Here is a 15,690-nt window from a genome sequence, read left to right on the forward strand (position 1 = left end):
GATATGGAATTGAATCATTTTGATAAAAATGGAAATGCTGTTATGGTGGATGTGTCCGACAAACCGGTCACTCACCGTACAGCAATAGCCACGGGTTCCATTCAGGTAAGCCCGGAGATCATGGCCGCGGTAAAAAGCGGAAATGTGAAAAAAGGTGATGTACTTGGTGTGGCCCGTGTGGCAGGTATCATGGGTGTGAAGCGTACTTCTGAGCTGATTCCCATGTGCCATCCACTTCCCATCCAGAAATGTTCCGTGGATTTTGAGATCGATGAGGATGCGGGAGTGATCCGTGTATTCTGCACGGTAAAAACAGAGGGAAAAACAGGCGTGGAGATGGAGGCCCTGACAGGTGTTCAGGTGACGCTTCTGACTATTTATGATATGTGCAAGGCAATTGACAAGCACATGGTCATGTCTGATATCCATCTGGAAGAAAAAACAGGAGGCAAAAGCGGAGATTTCCGTTTTGAGGAAAAATAATGATAGACAGGTGCGGAAGAAATATTGATTATCTCAGGATTTCCGTAACTGACAGATGTAATTTGCGGTGTATTTATTGTATGCCGGAGGAGGGAGTGCAGCATGTGGAGCGCTCCCTCATTTTGCAGGAAGAGGAAATTTTGAGGATCTGCCGGGTGATGGCAGAGCTGGGTATCCGGAAGATCAAGCTGACCGGCGGGGAACCGCTTGTGCGGCCGCGGATGCCTCAGCTGGTGGAAAAACTGAAAAATATGCCGGGGATCGAGAAGGTGACTCTGACTACAAATGGTGTGCTTCTGAAAGATCAGATGAGTGATTTTGCCCGGGCGGGGCTGGACGGATTGAATATCAGCCTGGATACGCTGGATGAGGTCTGCAGCAGGAGAATTACCCGGCGTGATGAATTGGATCGGACGCTTGAAGGGATCTCAGAGGTATTGAAGTATCCGGAGATTTCGCTGAAGATCAACTGCGTGCCACTGGGAATTCCGGAGCAGGATCTTTGCAGGGTGGCGTTTCTGGCCAGGGATTATAAGGTGCATGTGCGGTTTATTGAGATGATGCCCATTGGGATGGGAAAAGAATTTCATGGGGTGTCGGAGGAGGAATTGCTTCGGATCCTTAGGGAAAAGCTTCCGCGGTTTTCGCCGTATGTTGGGGAGCCCCTTGGGAATGGACCGTGTCATTATTATGATGTGGATGGGTTTTCCGGAAAGATCGGGTTTATCAGCGCGGTGAGTCATAAGTTCTGTGGGGAGTGTAACCGGATACGGCTGACTTCACAGGGCTTTTTGAAGACCTGTCTGCAGTATGCGGCGGGAAGGGATCTTCGGGAGGTGATCCGCGGTGGTGGTTCGGATGAGGTGCTGAAGGCTGTGATCCTGGAGGCTCTGGCGGAGAAACCGGACGGGCATGCTTTTGGCGGAAGTCTGGAGAAACAGAAGGATGATAAGACGGAGAAGCTTTGTATGGCACAGATCGGAGGTTGAGTGATGAAGAGAGTTGCTGTGATCACTTCTAGTGATAAGGGTTACAGAGGGGAGCGTGAGGATCTTAGTGGTCCTGCTGTGAAGGAAATTATGGAGGCGGCCGGGTATGAGGTTGTTTCTGTGGATGTTTTGCCGGATGACCGTGGGATGCTTGGAAGCCGGATGGCTGAGATCGCAGATCTGGGGCTTGCGGAGCTGATTTTGACTACGGGTGGTACCGGGTTTTCTCAGAGGGATGTGACACCGGAGGCTACGGAGGATGTGATCGAGCGGCGTGTGCCGGGGATTCCGGAGGCGATGAGGGCGTTTAGTATGACGATCACGAAGCGGGCGATGCTGAGCCGGGCTACGGCTGGGATCCGGAAGGGGACGTTGATCGTTAATCTGCCGGGGAGTCCTAAGGCTGTCAGGGAATGCCTGGAGGTTATTATTGAGGCGTTGGGGCATGGGATTGAGATTTTGACTGGAGATGTGGGGGAGTGTGGTCGGTAGAACGGGGGTGTTAACGAACGGACGGTCCGCGCAGCCGGGGCCGTCCTGCAGACACGCTTCGTGCCCTGTTCGGCTGCGGCGCCGGTTTGCTGCCAGTCGCGCCAACTCGCCTGCGGCTCAAACAGGGCGCTTGGTGGCAGCAGCTATCCTCGCCTCTCGACGGGCACTTCGCTGACGTCTGCAGGACGGCCCCGGCTGCGCGGGTCTGACGTTTGGGGATGTTAGGTTCTACCGGACATAGAGAGAAGTGTGGCTGCGCGGGCCTGGTGTTTGAGGATAGTAGGTTTTAGCGGACACGGAGAGAAATGAGAGAGGTGTGGGCGGATATACTAACGAACGGACGCTCAACGGAGGCAGGGCCAGTTCGATGACACGCTACGCGGCCTGTTTTTTTACGGGTGTTGAGCTCTGCTGGTGATGATGGTTAAATGGTGTGAGAGATAGAGAGAAATAAATTTGGTAATGATGTGTAATTAATAGGAGTTATTATTATGGGAAAAGTACTTGCGGTTTGTATCAGTGAGAAGAAAGGAACACAGAAGAAGAATGTTGGGTCTGCGGTTTTTGTGGAGGACTGGGGGCTTGAGGGGGATGCTCATGCCGGAAAGTGGCATCGGCAGGTGAGTCTTCTTTCCGGTGAAAAGATCGATGCGTTTCGTGCGAAGGGCGCAGAGGTCGAGGATGGTGCTTTTGGTGAGAACCTGGTTGTGGAAGGGATTGATTTTGCAAAGCTTCCGGTTGGCACCAGATTTCGCTGTGGTGAGGTTGTGCTGGAGCTGACTCAGATCGGAAAGGAGTGCCACAATGGCTGTGCCATTTTTCAGAAGATGGGTGAATGTATCATGCCCCGAGAAGGTGTGTTTACAAGAGTGCTGAAAGGTGGAAAAGTTTCCGTCGGTGACGAGATGACTGTGGATAAAGCTATGATTTTTGATACCCATGCACATTACGATGATGAGGCTTTTGATGAGGATCGTTCTGACATGCTGGATAGTATGCAGGAGAACGGGATCGGGCATATTGTGGATGTGTGTGCTTCTGTGGGACATTTTGACCGGGTTTATGATTTGGTGGAGAAGTATCCTTTTATTTATGGCGCAGTGGGTGTTCATCCGGATGATGCGGATAAGGTGGATGCAGCAGTTCTGGATGAGATCCGCAGATATTGCGACATGGAAAAGACTGTGGCTGTAGGTGAGATCGGTTTGGATTATTACTGGCATAAGGAGAAGGAGGAGCATCTTCTCCAGCAGAAGGTATTCCGCCAGCAGATGGACATTGCCCGTGAGAAACAGCTTCCGTTTATCATTCATAGCCGTGACGCTGCGGAGGATACGTTGAATATCGTGAAAGAATATATGAAGGACGGGATGTATGGTGGAGTTATCCATTGCTTTTCCTATAGCAAAGAAATTGCGAGAGAGTATCTGAATATGGGACTTTATCTCGGAATCGGCGGAGTGGTTACTTTTAAGAATTCCCGGAAGCTGAAGGAAGTGGCAGAGTATGCACCGCTGAATCAGATTCTGCTGGAAACCGACTGCCCGTACATGGCACCTGTGCCGAACCGTGGGAAGAGGAACAGCTCCCTGTATCTGCCGGAGGTTGTGAAGACGATTGCGGAGATTAAGGGGATCAGCTGCGAGGAGGTTGTGGCTGTGACGGAGAGTAATGCGTTGAAGGTGTTTGGGGTGATTTTAGAATAAAAATATTGAAAATACACAAAGAGATTTCTCAAAAGCTACTTGACCCTTTGGTTAGTTCCGAGCGCATAGCCCCGGGAGTAATTATTAAGGAGATGAGATTTTATATTGAATGTGATTAAGTAAAGAGCAATCATTTCGATTGTCTTCAGAAATTATAATGATTTCTACCTTTGGGTGATTTACGATTTCAGGCCAGAAAGATTCTGCAGGTTCTTGCAATACCCCTAAAATGGGAGTCTGCCCATCCAAAAGGTTTAGGATTTTTCTCCGAAATAAAGCTGCGTCTGCTTCATGTGGACCAAGCTCATCCATAACAATTAAAGAGCAGTCAGAACACATGGAAAGAATATTGCATCCAAGGCGATCAAAGGTATCGGCAGTGTGTTCATCTGTTTTTCCGCATAAAAACAAAAGATTAGATTCGTTTGGGAGCTCCTTCTCTTTTAGATGGTACATATGAACTGAATACTGATCCTTCAGATAGTTTTTTGTGCGGACAGTCAGGAATCCATCAGAGGTTTTCTTATAATCATCTAATATCTTTTGGATCAATGTAGATTTTCCAATGTGTTTTTTACCAGTTAAAAATATATGTTGAGTCATAGTAAAGTCCCATTTCATTTTATAATAGTTCTATAGTCAGGTCGTATTGTTTTGTTTCGAACATCCCAGAGAATTCTTCCATAAGTGGAATCAGTTATTTCCTTGATCTGCCCATCTTTGTTTAAGTGAGATTGAATCCATTGCATGATTTTATTTGCGTTTTCCTGTGTATATTCTTCAGAAGGAAGCATGTGCTCCATGAGGGAATCAATATATTGTTCATCCGGAGTTACCCAGGTTTCACGATGGAGTTTTTCATAGCTTGTTTCAGGATTATATCCAAGCAGAAATAATATATTGAAAAGAGAGAAAAACCATCGCCCATTCCATTGGGGTGCTGTTTGTTTGCCAAATACTTCCTGTAAGATCTGTTCCCTGAGTGAATTTCGTCTGTCAAGATGCGTGATATTACAGCACCATGCCCTGCTCATTTCCATAGATTTTATCAGTCCGTCCATATTGTGGATTGCAGGTGTCATGGAACTGAATACCAAATCAAATGCATGCGTATACCCCGATTTATCAATATCTAATGTCTGAAAATTACATGTATAGAGTATAGCGTTATTTAAGCCTTCATTTTGGATATGTTCCATTCCGTGTTTAACCATTTTATCAGAAATATCCAGCCCCACTACTTTGTGTACATATTTGGCAAATGCAGCAGCAAACCGTCCGGGACCGCATCCAATATCTGCGACATCATAATTTTTTTCAAGAAGTCCTTTGGAATCCAGGTAGTTTATTGCGCTGATGACACGTTCATCACCTTTTTCTTTCTTTTTGCGTGCGTCTTCCCAAAAGTCTGCACGTTTATTCCATCTTTCTATAGCCCGCTCAGGTAATTCTGCAGGCTCAGATTCCTGCAGAGAAATAAAATAATCCAATATAGAGTCCATGTATCATTTCTCCTAAAATGCTTTTGGTGAGCTATTTACCGGTAAACAGATAGTTCGTTCACGGCCATAGCGGTCGTGTGTAGTTATCACATCCATTTCAATATCGTAAACAGATTGTAAGGTTTCAGATGTAATGATTTCTTTGGGAGAGCCGAATCCCATAACCTTTCCGGATTTCATGAGAAGAACTTTGTTTCCCACGGAAAAGGGATGCTCAGGACTATGTGTTGACATAATAATGCAATAGCCCTGATTGGCCAGCCCTGAAATTACTTCCATGAGAAGCTGATGATTGGCATAATCCAGATTGGCGGCTGGCTCGTCCATGATGAAGATTTTTGCAGACTGACAGATTGCACGGGCAATTAAAACCAATTGCCTTTGTCCTCCGCTTAAGGAAGTATATTTCCTGTTGGCAAGAGGCAGGGCATTTACTTTCTCCAAGGCAGCAAAAGCTGCTTCCTGATCAGGCTCTTTTGGGGTTTCAAATGCGGAGAAATGAGAAGCACGCCCCATAATTACCATATCAAGAACTGTATAGGCAAATACAGGGGAATGATATTGGGGAATATATGCAATCATATTTGCCAGTGTTTTGGTTGTAAAGTCACTAATATTTTTTCCGGCTATCTTTATTTTTCCATTAGAAACAGGAAGGGAACCTAATATCATGCGGAACAGAGTGGTCTTTCCGCAACCATTAGGGCCAAGCAGACAAAGCACATCACCATAGTCTGCGCTGCAGCTGATACCCTTTAAAATATCACCATTGCCGTAACCGCCAAAAACATTTTCAATTTCCAGAAGCATATAATTACGCGCGCTCCTTTCGTTTGATGATAAGATAGATAAAGAAGGGGGCGCCCATGATACTTGTGACAACGCCAAGTGGAAGTTCCATGGACAAAAGGGAACGGGAAATATCATCAACAAGTATCAGGTATCCGCCGCCAAGGATCGCACTTGCAGGTATCAGCCTTCTGTAATCAACACCAACCAGTGCACGTGCCAGATGGGGGATCATCAGCCCGACCCATCCGATCAATCCTCCAAGACAGACTGCAGCGGCGCTGAGTAATGTGGAAGCGACTATAAAAATCAGACGATATTTACGCACATTGATTCCTAAACTTTTGGCTTCTTCTTCATCCAAAGTCAGCAGATTGATCTGCCATCGAAAAATAAAAATCAGACTTAATCCAATGATCATTGGAAGAACACTCCAGCAAAAGGATTTGGTTGTGGTTTTGGTTAAGCTGCCCATAAGCCAGAAAGTAATTTGCTGGAGAACATCATTGGGGTCTGCCACATATTTGATCATTGTGACACCGGCATTGCAGAGTGACATGATCATAGTTCCGGTCAGAACAAGACTGAGGGTCTGGGAATGTGCGGATTTTCGGCTGATAAGATAGGATGCGGCTACTGCGGCCACACCACCTGCAAAAGCAGAAAGCTGAATCATCCAGTTGGAAGCTCCGTTTAAAATTGCAAAAGCAGCTCCGAGACTTGCACCGGAAGAAACTCCAAGGATATCCGGAGATACCAGTGGATTGCGAAACATTCCCTGATAGGTTGCACCTGCTACCGAGAGGGAAGCACCAATAAATAAAGCAGACAGAATACGGGGCAGACGGATATTCCAGAATATGGTAACTGCCTGGGGTAAAATATCTCCTTTAAAACCAAATTTTGATAAAAATGCATTTAGTACCTGCACTGGTGTAAGCGGATAATATCCCACCCAGAATGAGAGTACTATAATGATAAACAAAAGTACCAGCATAACCGCCAACAGCAGAACATATCGTCTTTGTCGGGCAGCGGCGGCATTTTTTTCATTATCTGTCAGATTCATAATCCTTCATCCTTGTAACTTGACTAATCAAATTTACGGTGTTATACTCAGAAAAACCGAATTGTTTTTAAAAACTATTCGCATATATATTATAATACTTAAAAATTGTATAGTCAATTTCAATAAGCGTCAATTATGAGTAATGCGGAGAAAAGAAAGGAGAGAGTCTATGAAAAAGCACAGACAACTTTTGGCTCTGTTTATATGTCTGGTGATGTCAGTCAGTCTTTTAACAGGATATTCTGAGACGAAAGCTGCTACTGAAGAGCCGACGCAGAGTGCGGAGCAGGATGCCACGCAGGAAACTGCTGAAACCCGTGAGATCACAGACATGGCAGGAAGAAAAGTAACTGTCCCAACAGCAGAAAATATTGAATCTGTTTTTTCAGCGGGTCCTGTAGCTGCAATTTTTCTGTATATGGTTGCACCGGATAAGCTTCTTGGGTGGAATTATGAACTGAATGATGTTGAGAAATCTATTATTCTGGACAAATATCAGGATCTTCCTAATTTTGGAATGGGTGATGCTGTCAATTATGAAGCAGTAATTGCTGCCAATCCTACAATTGCTATTAATAGTGGAAAGATTAATGATGCAATGGTTTCTGATTGCGATGCGTTATCAGAAAGCCTTGGAATTCCGGTTGTTGCAGTAGACAACGAGCTTAATAATTCTGCGGAAGCTTTTCGTTTTATGGGCGAACTTCTTGGTGTAGAAGATCATGCAGAAGAGCTTGCCCAGTATGCGGAGCAGGTATTTACTGATATTAATGCACTTTCAGATATTCCAGAAGAAAAGAAAGTCAGTGTATACTTCGGTAATGGAGAGGATTCACTGGAAACTGCACCCAGGGGATCCCAGCATGCACAGATTTTTGATGTCATCAATGCAGTCAATGTTGCAGATCTGGAATTGGGAGATGGATCTCGTGTTCAGATTTCAGCAGAACAGCTTCTTGCATGGGATCCGGATGTGATTGTTGTAAATGGTGAACCAAAGGCAGATAAAAGCGGAAGTTCTGCAGCAGAAGATATCCTGAGCAATCCTGATTATGCTTCATTAAAAGCAGTACAGGACCAAAAGGTTTATGGAACTCCGAATGCACCGTTTAGCTGGGTGGATCGTCCGGCAGGACCAAATCGTCTGATCGGTATGCGATGGTTCTCAGCATTGATTTATCCGGAATATATTAAATGTGATATCAATGAAGAAATACATAAATTTTTCGATCTTTTTTATCATGTTGATCTGTCCGATGAACAGTTGGAAAATGTTCTGAAAGGAACTTTATAAAGGTTAGGCATGGACGTGAAAAAGGGCTATACAATAAATAAACGAAAAAGAAACGCTGGTTCCGGTAAATACCGGTTCCGGCGTTTCTTTTTATAATTTTCGGATTATTGCGCTTCCATGCAGATCGCATACAGGATCTGCAAACAGATGGTTTTTCAGACAGAATTCCCCAACCGCTTTTCGGCATCCGGAAAACTGTGTACTGTACACATCGTGAACCAAGAGAACTCCTCCGGTGGCCAGGCGTTCATAGAACAGAGGAAGTGCAGCAGCAGTTGGAGCATAAAGATCCGCGTCCAGAGATACAAAACAAAAAGTTTCATCTCTAACATCGGAAAAGGTATCTGGAAACCATCCTTTGTGGATCACAGTACGTGTAGGATCTGGCATAACATGAAGAACAGAGTCAATATCAGTAGAAGAAAAATCACCTGTTTTGGCGCGGGACAGATTACCGGAGGCTTCTATTGTGATATCCTTTTCTGAAAAGCCCTCAAAAGTATCAAAAAGATGGATTTTTCGGTCTGGAAAGGCTGCACTGATCAGGGAAGAAAATTCACCTCGGAAAACACCCAGTTCTGCAACATTTCCCGGAATATCCAATTGATAGATCTGCTCAGATAAAAGACGCATAACAGCAACCCGTGCGTCAAACATGCGAAGGACGGAGGGATCACGAAAAGGTCCGTGATAACCCAGGTTTTCCATCTGTTTTATCATAGAATTACGCCGTTCTTCATCCAGAACTCCCAGGATGACCAGATCCGGGAGAAGTGCTACTGCAGCATCCGGAGAACAGACTGGAATATTCCCAATATAGGATCCGTGTTTATGGGGGTCATTATCAGCAAAGCACAGGAGCTGACAGGGACTGTTGAGAAGTCTTGCTGTCATTTGTCCAATTTGTCCGGCACCAAATATTACAGCTTTATATACGGATTTTGCCATCATTTTGATGTAGCCTTTCTGTCAGCACGAACCTGGATTATCTGTCCTGTGATGGAAATGGCGATTTCAGCCGGTGTTTCTGCTTTGATCTCCAGTCCTATAGGTGAGATGATACGGTTTAAATCTTGTTCATTAATGTTGTATTCTTCAATCAGACGGCGAAATACAGCAGCTTTTTTTGCGCGGCTTCCAATAACGCCTATATAGCATGCAGGTGTAGCAAGAAGCTGTGCCTGTACAATGGTATCATAGGAATGTCCGCGTGTCATGACGCAGCAATAATCAGCAGCTGTGATAGAAACATACTGCTTTAGATGGTTGAAATCACAAAGTATTGTTTCAACTGCTCCCGGGAAAAGAGCAGGATCTGTAAATTCCGGCCGGTCATCCAGGACAACACAGCGAAAATCAACGCTTGCAAGGATTGGGACAAGCTTTTGTGAGACATGTCCGCCGCCGAATACATAGACAGTTCCTGAGGTTCCAATCTGTTCAGAAAACAGATCATAATCTTCACTATGATATCGGTGTGGCTTTGCAGATAAAGAAGATAATACAGAAGAAGGAACATTGGCAGTTCCGATGAGACCGCATGCAGGACTGTAGAGGCTCACACCGGAGGTGGTGAGAAGATCGCAGATCAGCCAGAAATCTTTTCGCTCTTCATAGAATTTTTCCGCAGTTTCCGTGATTTCCATAATAATCGGATCGTTATGATCAAGATACTGGAAAAAGGCCGTAACATCACCACCACAGATCATACCAATATTTTCAACATCTTTATGATTCAGCCGGAATTCATGCTGGCAGGATTCCTTTTTTTCAAGAATATCCAATGCCATACATTCAGCACGATATTCTACAGCTCCACCTCCGATGGTTCCGGAAATTCTGCCGCTTTTTCCGACCAGCATGCGGGAACCGGCACCTCTTGGTGTAGACCCTGAGGATGCTGTAACGGAAACAAGTACAAGATCGTTTTCCTCTAGGAATTGTTGTTTTATTGTCTGAAATAATGTTCTCATATAATAAAATACCTCCTAACTAAATTAAGTGATTTTTTTGCTCCAGTTGTGTATGTCTGCCTGGACTAAAGCGTGATATGGCAGAGCGACTGTATCATGTCCTGCAGTTTGCGGGCTTGTTCTAACTGCTGCTCATGAGCTTTGCAAGCTTCCGGACTTTTGCATTTACTCATGCTGTCGGCAAATCTTTTTTCTATGGTTACACGTTGTGTTTCCTGAATCAGTTTATCAGCCAGAAATACAATAGCTGCTTCATCCAGCTTGGTTTCCAGCAGACCATGGTGCTGTGAAATAATCTGGCTGATCTCAGGATAACCTAACTGTAAGAAAAGTTCACCGCCTGTTTTGGTGTGATGCCTCTGAAGTCTGGCAATATCATGCAGAAGTGCACCGGAGCGAACAAGCTTCTGATCAAAGATATAACCATTGGATTCCAACATATTGCATAAACAACAGGCAAGTTCAGTAACAGCATCACTGTGAGCCTGTACATGACGGGGCAGAGAAACCGCATTGCGAAGCCTGAAGCATAGCCCGTCATTTAATTCAGGATGAGGCAGTATATAACTGGGATCAGAGAAAGAAATATTATTTCTTTCATTCACTTCCAGATGATAGTAAGAGCCACAGGGAAGACGAAACCGCTGCCTGCTGTACATACCGGAATGTAATGCATATATATAAGAAGAGATTACATCTGTATGAGCTACCACTGCAATATCACCTTTAGAAGCGCAAAGAATCTTATGAACTGCCTGCGAAAAGCGAAAACCAGATGCAGCAGGAGTTTCTGCTCCCGGGATCGGATGATCAGGGTTATTTTCACGGGCTTTATAAATGTCCGGCCATCTCTGGCGTATTTTATCAAAAGAAAGGCCATCCCATTCTCCCAGATTTCGTTCTGACAGATCAGAAACAATTATATGTGGAAGCTCAGGTGCCATATGGCCTGCTGTCTCAACAGCTCTTAACAAAGGACTGCAGTATATCCTTGATATTTTATCGGACAATTCTTCATTAAGAAGGACTGCCTGCAAGTGTCCAAGCATGGATAGAGAGAAATCTGTCTGTCCCACACAGTAAGAATGTTCATCCGGATACTGTGGTTTTCCATGCCGGACCAGATAAAGGCTACGCATTTAAAAATCCTCCGAAACATTCTTCAAATATTTTTTTTGAACAGGAACGTGTTTCTTCTGAAAAACGGGCATATCGTTTCAGAAATTCTTCGCCGTATGGTGTCAGTTCGCTATGGCTTCCCCTTGTACCGCCCTGGCTTCTGATGATCAGAGGTTCATGAAGCTGTGATTCCAGGGTATGGATCAGGTTCCAGCTGGTAGAATAGGAAATGTGCATGCGCTCACAGGCATCACGGACAGATCCTGTTTCATGGATCAGTGTAAGCAGCGAATAGAGCTTTTCATCAAAAAAAACTTTTTCCCGGGCTAGCTGAATATGGATTTCAGAACGGATTAGGCTCTGGTTGTGTATGCGGAGGAGTTCATCGTAATCCTCTGGTGTATCAGCATCATGAATAATACCGGGATCCTCTACATTAAGATAATACATGGGTTCCCCGCAATTATCCACAGCACCTTTAAGTCCTGATTTTCCGTCATCACTTAGAATGGAATCAATCAGTGTGGAACGAATCAGAATGGGATGACCGGGATTGCCATTACAGACCGGAGTTACAAGGGGACGCCCCAGAGAGAGCATTTGCGTGACTGTCTGGGCTGTGAACAGCGGAACATCAACAGGTGTAAAGAGTACCGTATCCACTTTGTCTTTCAGATACTCAAGTCCGATCCTGACAGAATCAAACATATGAGTGTTTGCATAGTTCTCATTTCGAAGAAAGACTACATTATTGGAAGCCAGGTGGCATTCCAGAACATCTGCATGATATCCGGTTACCACTACTACTTTGGAGATTCCGGCCTGCCGGAAATTATTGATCACGCGCTGTGCGATGGAAATGGAGCCAAGCTGAAGCATGGGTTTAAAGTCTCCCATTCGTGATGATTTCCCCGCAGCCACGATGAGGGCGCCTGTCTGCATTCAGATACCTCCTTCTTTCAATGACATTATACAAATTTGATATTATTATAACATATAAAAGAATAAAAATAGTTAAAATTTTAAATACAACAAAATAAAATTGTCTGGAATATATAAAATAGCCAACTATTAATTATTTGTAATTTGTATAATTGTGCAAAATCATGGTAGTATGGATATATAAAATAACGTGGACAGGAGAACTTTTTTATGGATAAGATTTTTGAGATTACCGCAAAAGAAGTTACTGTACAGGTAAAAGATGAGCGTACAGGGGTTGTATACAGCCGGACGCTTCCCATCGATTATTATGAGAATGCAAATGTTTTAAAGCTCAGCGGTGAGAATCTGGACGGAAGCAGTTCTTCCATTGTTTTCTATTCCGCCAGAGGAATAGAGAGACTGAAAGATCTGACAGGCAGAGGAGCTGACCATGATCCGTGCGGAACGCATAAGCCTGAAGATCAGTAAGATGGAAACGAATATTTTTAAAAGGAGGAATGGGACATGATTAAAAAGACATTGAAGATTAATGGTGTTGAGAGAATACTTATTCTTGATAAGGATGAGACACTGGCGCAGGTACTCCGTAATCACCTTCTTCTTACAGGATGTAAGATCGGCTGCGGTGAAGGTCACTGTGGAGCCTGTAATGTTATTATGAACGGAAAAGTTACAAGATCCTGTATCTATAAGATGAGTCGTGTTCCCGATCATGCAGAGATCACAACCATTGAAGGTGTGGGAACAATTTCTGATATGCACCCGATCCAAGTTGCGTGGATGGCATATGGATGTGCACAGTGCGGTTTCTGTTCACCGGGATTTATTATTTCCGCAAAAGTACTTCTGGATAATAATCCAAGTCCTACCCGTGAGGAGGTAAGAGACTGGTTTAATAAACAGCGTAATCTCTGCCGTTGTACAGGTTATAAGCCGCTGATTGATGCTACTATGGCAGCAGCAGCAGTTATGCGCGGTGAGATGACAAAGGAAGACCTTGTGTTCAAACAGACAGGGGATTCTATTGTTGGAACAAATTATATCCGTCCGTCAGCAGCACAGAAGGTAACAGGTACCTGGGACTTTGGTGCAGATGATGCGTTAAAGATGCCATCAGGAACACTTCGTCTTGCTCTTACACAGGCAAAGGTTTCTCATGCAAATATCCTCAGCATTGACACAACAGAAGCAGAGAGCATGCCTGGTGTTGTCCGTGTTATCACAGCAAAAGATATTAAGGCAGCAGGCGGAACCAATAAGATCAATGGTCTTGTAATGCTTCCAAAACACAACAAAACAGACGGATTCGAACGTCCTGTACTCTGCGATGAAAAAATCTTCCAGTTTGGTGATGCGATTGCCATTGTAGCTGCTGATACAGAAGAGCATGCACGGGCAGCAGCAGAAGCAGTTAAAGTTGAGATTGAAGAGCTTCCTGCATACATGAATGCAATGGATGCCATCGCACCGGATGCAGCGGAGATTCATCCCGGTACTCCGAACGCATTCTTTGAGACAAACTGTATCAAGGGTCCTGATTTTGACTGGGACAGCATTCCGGATTCACAGCAGGTTGAGATAGAATCTTACTGTTCACGTCAGCCTCATCTTCATCTTGAGCCGGACTGCGGTTATGGTTATATTGACGAAGACGGTATGATAACTGTTCATTCCAAATCCATTGGTATCCATCTGCATATGCCTATGATCGCTGATGGTATCGGTGTGCCAATGGAGAACTTACGAATTGTTCAGAACCATGCAGGAGGAACCTTTGGTTATAAGTTCTCTCCTACAAATGAGGCTTTGATCGGTGCTGCTGTTAAGATTCTTGAACGTCCAGTATCTCTGGTATTTAATCAGTTCCAGAATATTACATATACAGGAAAGAGATCTCCTGCATTTATGAATATCAAGCTTGCAGCAGATGAAAACGGTAAGCTTCTTGCACTCTGGGGCAATAACTATGTGGATCATGGTCCATACTCAGAATTCGGTGACCTGCTTACAATGAGACTTTCCCAGTTTACAGGTGCAGGTTATGGAATCAATTCTATTCGCAATAAATCTACAACAGTATTTACAAACCACGCATGGGGTTCCGCATTCCGTGCTTACGGTTCTCCGCAGTCTTACATGGGATCTGAGATCGCGATAGATGTTCTGGCAGCAAAGATGGGAATCGACCCGTTCGATATCCGTGAAATGAACTGTTACAAAGAATCCGAAGGCAGTACGATCCCTACAGGTTATCCGCCTGAAGTATACTGTGAAGAAGATCTGTTCAAGACAGCACGTCCACTGTATGAAGCAGCTAAGAAACGTGTGGCTGAAAAGAATGCAGCTTCTGATGGCAAGATCAAATATGGCATCGGTGTATCTCTCGGTGTATATGGCTGTGGCCTTGACGGTGTTGATACATCAAACGCATTCGCAGAGCTGAATCCGGATGGAACAGTTACAATGTATGCTGCATGGGAAGATCACGGACAGGGCGCTGATATGGGTGTTCTTGTATCATCTCATGAAACACTTCGTCAGGCAGGAATCAGACCGGAACAGATCAAACTTGTTATGAATGACACCAAGACATGTCCTAATGCAGGTCCTGCAGGTGGATCACGTTCACAGGTTATGTCAGGTAATGCATGTCGTCTGGCAGCAGAAAACCTTGTGGCAGCTATGAAGAAAGAAGACGGAACCTTCCGTACTTATGATGAGATGGTGGCTGAAGGTCTTGCAACAAAATATGAAGGTAACTGGGTGACAACCTTCTGTGCAGATCATCCGATCGATCAGGATACAGCACAGGGTGATCCGTTTGCAACCTACATGTACACGATCTTCCTTCCGGAAGTTGCTGTTAATACAGAAACAGGTAAAGTTAAAGTTGAAAAATTCACCTGTGTGGCTGACGTAGGTACGATCATGAACAGACTTCTTGTAGAAGGCAACTTCTACGGTGGTCTTGTACAGGGTATCGGTCTTGCTCTTACAGAAGATTTCGAGGATCTGAACCATGATACTTCTCTGAAGAACTGTGGTATTCCGTATCCAAATGATGCGCCGGATGATATTGAACTTCATTTCAATGAAACATATCGCCCAAGCGGTCCTTACGGTGCTGCCGGCTGTGGTGAGGCTCCGCTGGATGCTCCTCATCCTGCGATCCTGAATGCAATCTACAATGCTACAGGCGCACGTATCACACGTGTTCCTGCCCGTCCGGAAAAGGTTCTTGCAGCATTAAAGGAACTTGAGAAATAATTCTCAGTATAATTTTATCATATGATATAATAAGGGGAGACGGGAGACTGTCTCCCCTTTGG

The 15,690-nt window shown here is 44.6% G+C and carries 15 protein-coding genes; 7 read left to right on the forward strand and 8 right to left on the reverse strand.

The annotated features are described in order from the left end of the window. The first annotated feature begins 3 nt into the window (after positions 1-3). The 4 genes from moaC to EYS05_RS18175 all read left to right on the forward strand — a co-directional run bounded on the left by moaC (position 4) and on the right by EYS05_RS18175 (position 3,670). Complete coding sequence (gene moaC / locus EYS05_RS07670) at positions 4-483, forward strand: cyclic pyranopterin monophosphate synthase MoaC (protein ID WP_118626309.1); 480 nt, start codon at positions 4-6, stop codon at positions 481-483. Next, complete coding sequence (moaA, locus tag EYS05_RS07675; RefSeq protein ID WP_138276936.1) at positions 483-1,472, forward strand: GTP 3',8-cyclase MoaA; 990 nt, start codon at positions 483-485, stop codon at positions 1,470-1,472. Before moaC ends, moaA begins: the two co-directional genes overlap by 1 nt. A gap of 3 nt (positions 1,473-1,475) precedes the next feature. Beyond that, positions 1,476-1,964 (forward strand): MogA/MoaB family molybdenum cofactor biosynthesis protein, encoded by a 489-nt coding sequence (locus EYS05_RS07680; protein ID WP_118626305.1) that lies wholly within the window; start codon positions 1,476-1,478, stop codon positions 1,962-1,964. 491 nt (positions 1,965-2,455) lie between these two features. Then, the gene (locus tag EYS05_RS18175) at positions 2,456-3,670 is read left to right on the forward strand and encodes a TatD family hydrolase (protein ID WP_138276937.1); all 1,215 of its coding nucleotides are present in this window, start codon (positions 2,456-2,458) and stop codon (positions 3,668-3,670) included. An 84-nt stretch (positions 3,671-3,754) separates the two neighbouring features. Here EYS05_RS18175 and EYS05_RS07690 read toward each other — a convergent pair whose 3' ends face one another. Genes EYS05_RS07690 through EYS05_RS07705 form a run of 4 tightly spaced genes read right to left on the reverse strand, consistent with a single transcriptional unit; the run spans position 3,755 to position 7,030 of the window. Beyond that, complete coding sequence (locus tag EYS05_RS07690; protein ID WP_225877019.1) at positions 3,755-4,273, reverse strand: nucleoside-triphosphatase; 519 nt, start codon at positions 4,271-4,273, stop codon at positions 3,755-3,757. A 14-nt stretch (positions 4,274-4,287) separates the two neighbouring features. Then, on the reverse strand, positions 4,288-5,172 hold the full coding sequence (locus EYS05_RS07695) for a class I SAM-dependent methyltransferase (RefSeq protein WP_015542409.1): 885 nt from the start codon (positions 5,170-5,172) through the stop codon (positions 4,288-4,290). Between the two features lie 12 nt (positions 5,173-5,184). Then, the gene (locus EYS05_RS07700; RefSeq protein WP_243119271.1) at positions 5,185-6,054 is read right to left on the reverse strand and encodes an ABC transporter ATP-binding protein; all 870 of its coding nucleotides are present in this window, start codon (positions 6,052-6,054) and stop codon (positions 5,185-5,187) included. After that, positions 5,987-7,030, reverse strand: a complete 1,044-nt coding sequence (locus tag EYS05_RS07705) for a FecCD family ABC transporter permease (RefSeq protein WP_118515225.1) — start codon at positions 7,028-7,030, stop codon at positions 5,987-5,989. Before EYS05_RS07705 ends, EYS05_RS07700 begins: the two co-directional genes overlap by 68 nt. A 169-nt stretch (positions 7,031-7,199) precedes the next feature. Here EYS05_RS07705 and EYS05_RS07710 point away from each other — a divergent pair, with 169 nt between their 5' ends. Continuing rightward, a complete protein-coding gene (locus tag EYS05_RS07710) occupies positions 7,200-8,324 on the forward strand; it encodes an ABC transporter substrate-binding protein (protein WP_138276938.1) in 1,125 nt (374 codons plus the stop codon). A 90-nt stretch (positions 8,325-8,414) separates the two neighbouring features. Here EYS05_RS07710 and EYS05_RS07715 read toward each other — a convergent pair whose 3' ends face one another. From EYS05_RS07715 to EYS05_RS07730, 4 genes are all read right to left on the reverse strand, one after another. Beyond that, positions 8,415-9,218: a TylF/MycF/NovP-related O-methyltransferase gene (locus tag EYS05_RS07715; RefSeq protein ID WP_227752354.1), complete on the reverse strand. Its 804-nt coding sequence runs from the start codon at positions 9,216-9,218 to the stop codon at positions 8,415-8,417. 53 nt (positions 9,219-9,271) lie between these two features. Next, on the reverse strand, positions 9,272-10,297 hold the full coding sequence (locus EYS05_RS07720) for an XdhC family protein (RefSeq protein WP_138276939.1): 1,026 nt from the start codon (positions 10,295-10,297) through the stop codon (positions 9,272-9,274). 65 nt (positions 10,298-10,362) lie between these two features. Continuing rightward, positions 10,363-11,436, reverse strand: coding sequence for a histidine phosphatase family protein (locus tag EYS05_RS07725; RefSeq protein WP_138276940.1), 1,074 nt, complete (start codon positions 11,434-11,436; stop codon positions 10,363-10,365). Next, complete coding sequence (locus EYS05_RS07730) at positions 11,429-12,358, reverse strand: NTP transferase domain-containing protein (RefSeq protein WP_117676728.1); 930 nt, start codon at positions 12,356-12,358, stop codon at positions 11,429-11,431. The genes EYS05_RS07725 and EYS05_RS07730 overlap by 8 nt, the downstream gene beginning before the upstream one ends. 210 nt (positions 12,359-12,568) lie before the next feature. Here EYS05_RS07730 and EYS05_RS07735 point away from each other — a divergent pair, with 210 nt between their 5' ends. Both EYS05_RS07735 and EYS05_RS07740 read left to right on the forward strand, forming a co-directional pair. Further along, positions 12,569-12,829 carry a hypothetical protein gene (locus EYS05_RS07735; protein ID WP_117676729.1) on the forward strand — a complete coding sequence of 87 codons (261 nt, stop codon included), beginning with the start codon at positions 12,569-12,571 and terminating at the stop codon, positions 12,827-12,829. 36 nt (positions 12,830-12,865) lie between these two features. After that, positions 12,866-15,628, forward strand: coding sequence for a molybdopterin-dependent aldehyde oxidoreductase (locus tag EYS05_RS07740; RefSeq protein WP_019160621.1), 2,763 nt, complete (start codon positions 12,866-12,868; stop codon positions 15,626-15,628). Positions 15,629-15,690: the final 62 nt, after the last annotated feature.

This window comes from Blautia sp. SC05B48, from assembly GCF_005848555.1.
Lineage (GTDB): Bacteria > Bacillota > Clostridia > Lachnospirales > Lachnospiraceae > Blautia_A.

Excerpts from the sequence above, each read along its gene's own strand:
- EYS05_RS07695 (WP_015542409.1), bottom strand. The coding sequence starts at position 5,172 with ATGGACTCTATATTGGATTATTTTATTTCTCTGCAGGAATCTGAGCCT.
- EYS05_RS07690 (WP_225877019.1), bottom strand. The coding sequence starts at position 4,273 with ATGACTCAACATATATTTTTAACTGGTAAAAAACACATTGGAAAATCT.
- EYS05_RS07720 (WP_138276939.1), bottom strand. The coding sequence starts at position 10,297 with ATGAGAACATTATTTCAGACAATAAAACAACAATTCCTAGAGGAAAAC.
- EYS05_RS07705 (WP_118515225.1), bottom strand. The coding sequence starts at position 7,030 with ATGAATCTGACAGATAATGAAAAAAATGCCGCCGCTGCCCGACAAAGA.
- moaC (WP_118626309.1), top strand. The coding sequence starts at position 4 with ATGGAATTGAATCATTTTGATAAAAATGGAAATGCTGTTATGGTGGAT.
- EYS05_RS18175 (WP_138276937.1), top strand. The coding sequence starts at position 2,456 with ATGGGAAAAGTACTTGCGGTTTGTATCAGTGAGAAGAAAGGAACACAG.
- EYS05_RS07740 (WP_019160621.1), top strand. The coding sequence starts at position 12,866 with ATGATTAAAAAGACATTGAAGATTAATGGTGTTGAGAGAATACTTATT.
- EYS05_RS07735 (WP_117676729.1), top strand. The coding sequence starts at position 12,569 with ATGGATAAGATTTTTGAGATTACCGCAAAAGAAGTTACTGTACAGGTA.
- EYS05_RS07730 (WP_117676728.1), bottom strand. The coding sequence starts at position 12,358 with ATGCAGACAGGCGCCCTCATCGTGGCTGCGGGGAAATCATCACGAATG.
- EYS05_RS07715 (WP_227752354.1), bottom strand. The coding sequence starts at position 9,218 with ATGACAGCAAGACTTCTCAACAGTCCCTGTCAGCTCCTGTGCTTTGCT.
- EYS05_RS07680 (WP_118626305.1), top strand. The coding sequence starts at position 1,476 with ATGAAGAGAGTTGCTGTGATCACTTCTAGTGATAAGGGTTACAGAGGG.
- moaA (WP_138276936.1), top strand. The coding sequence starts at position 483 with ATGATAGACAGGTGCGGAAGAAATATTGATTATCTCAGGATTTCCGTA.
- EYS05_RS07710 (WP_138276938.1), top strand. The coding sequence starts at position 7,200 with ATGAAAAAGCACAGACAACTTTTGGCTCTGTTTATATGTCTGGTGATG.
- EYS05_RS07725 (WP_138276940.1), bottom strand. The coding sequence starts at position 11,436 with ATGCGTAGCCTTTATCTGGTCCGGCATGGAAAACCACAGTATCCGGAT.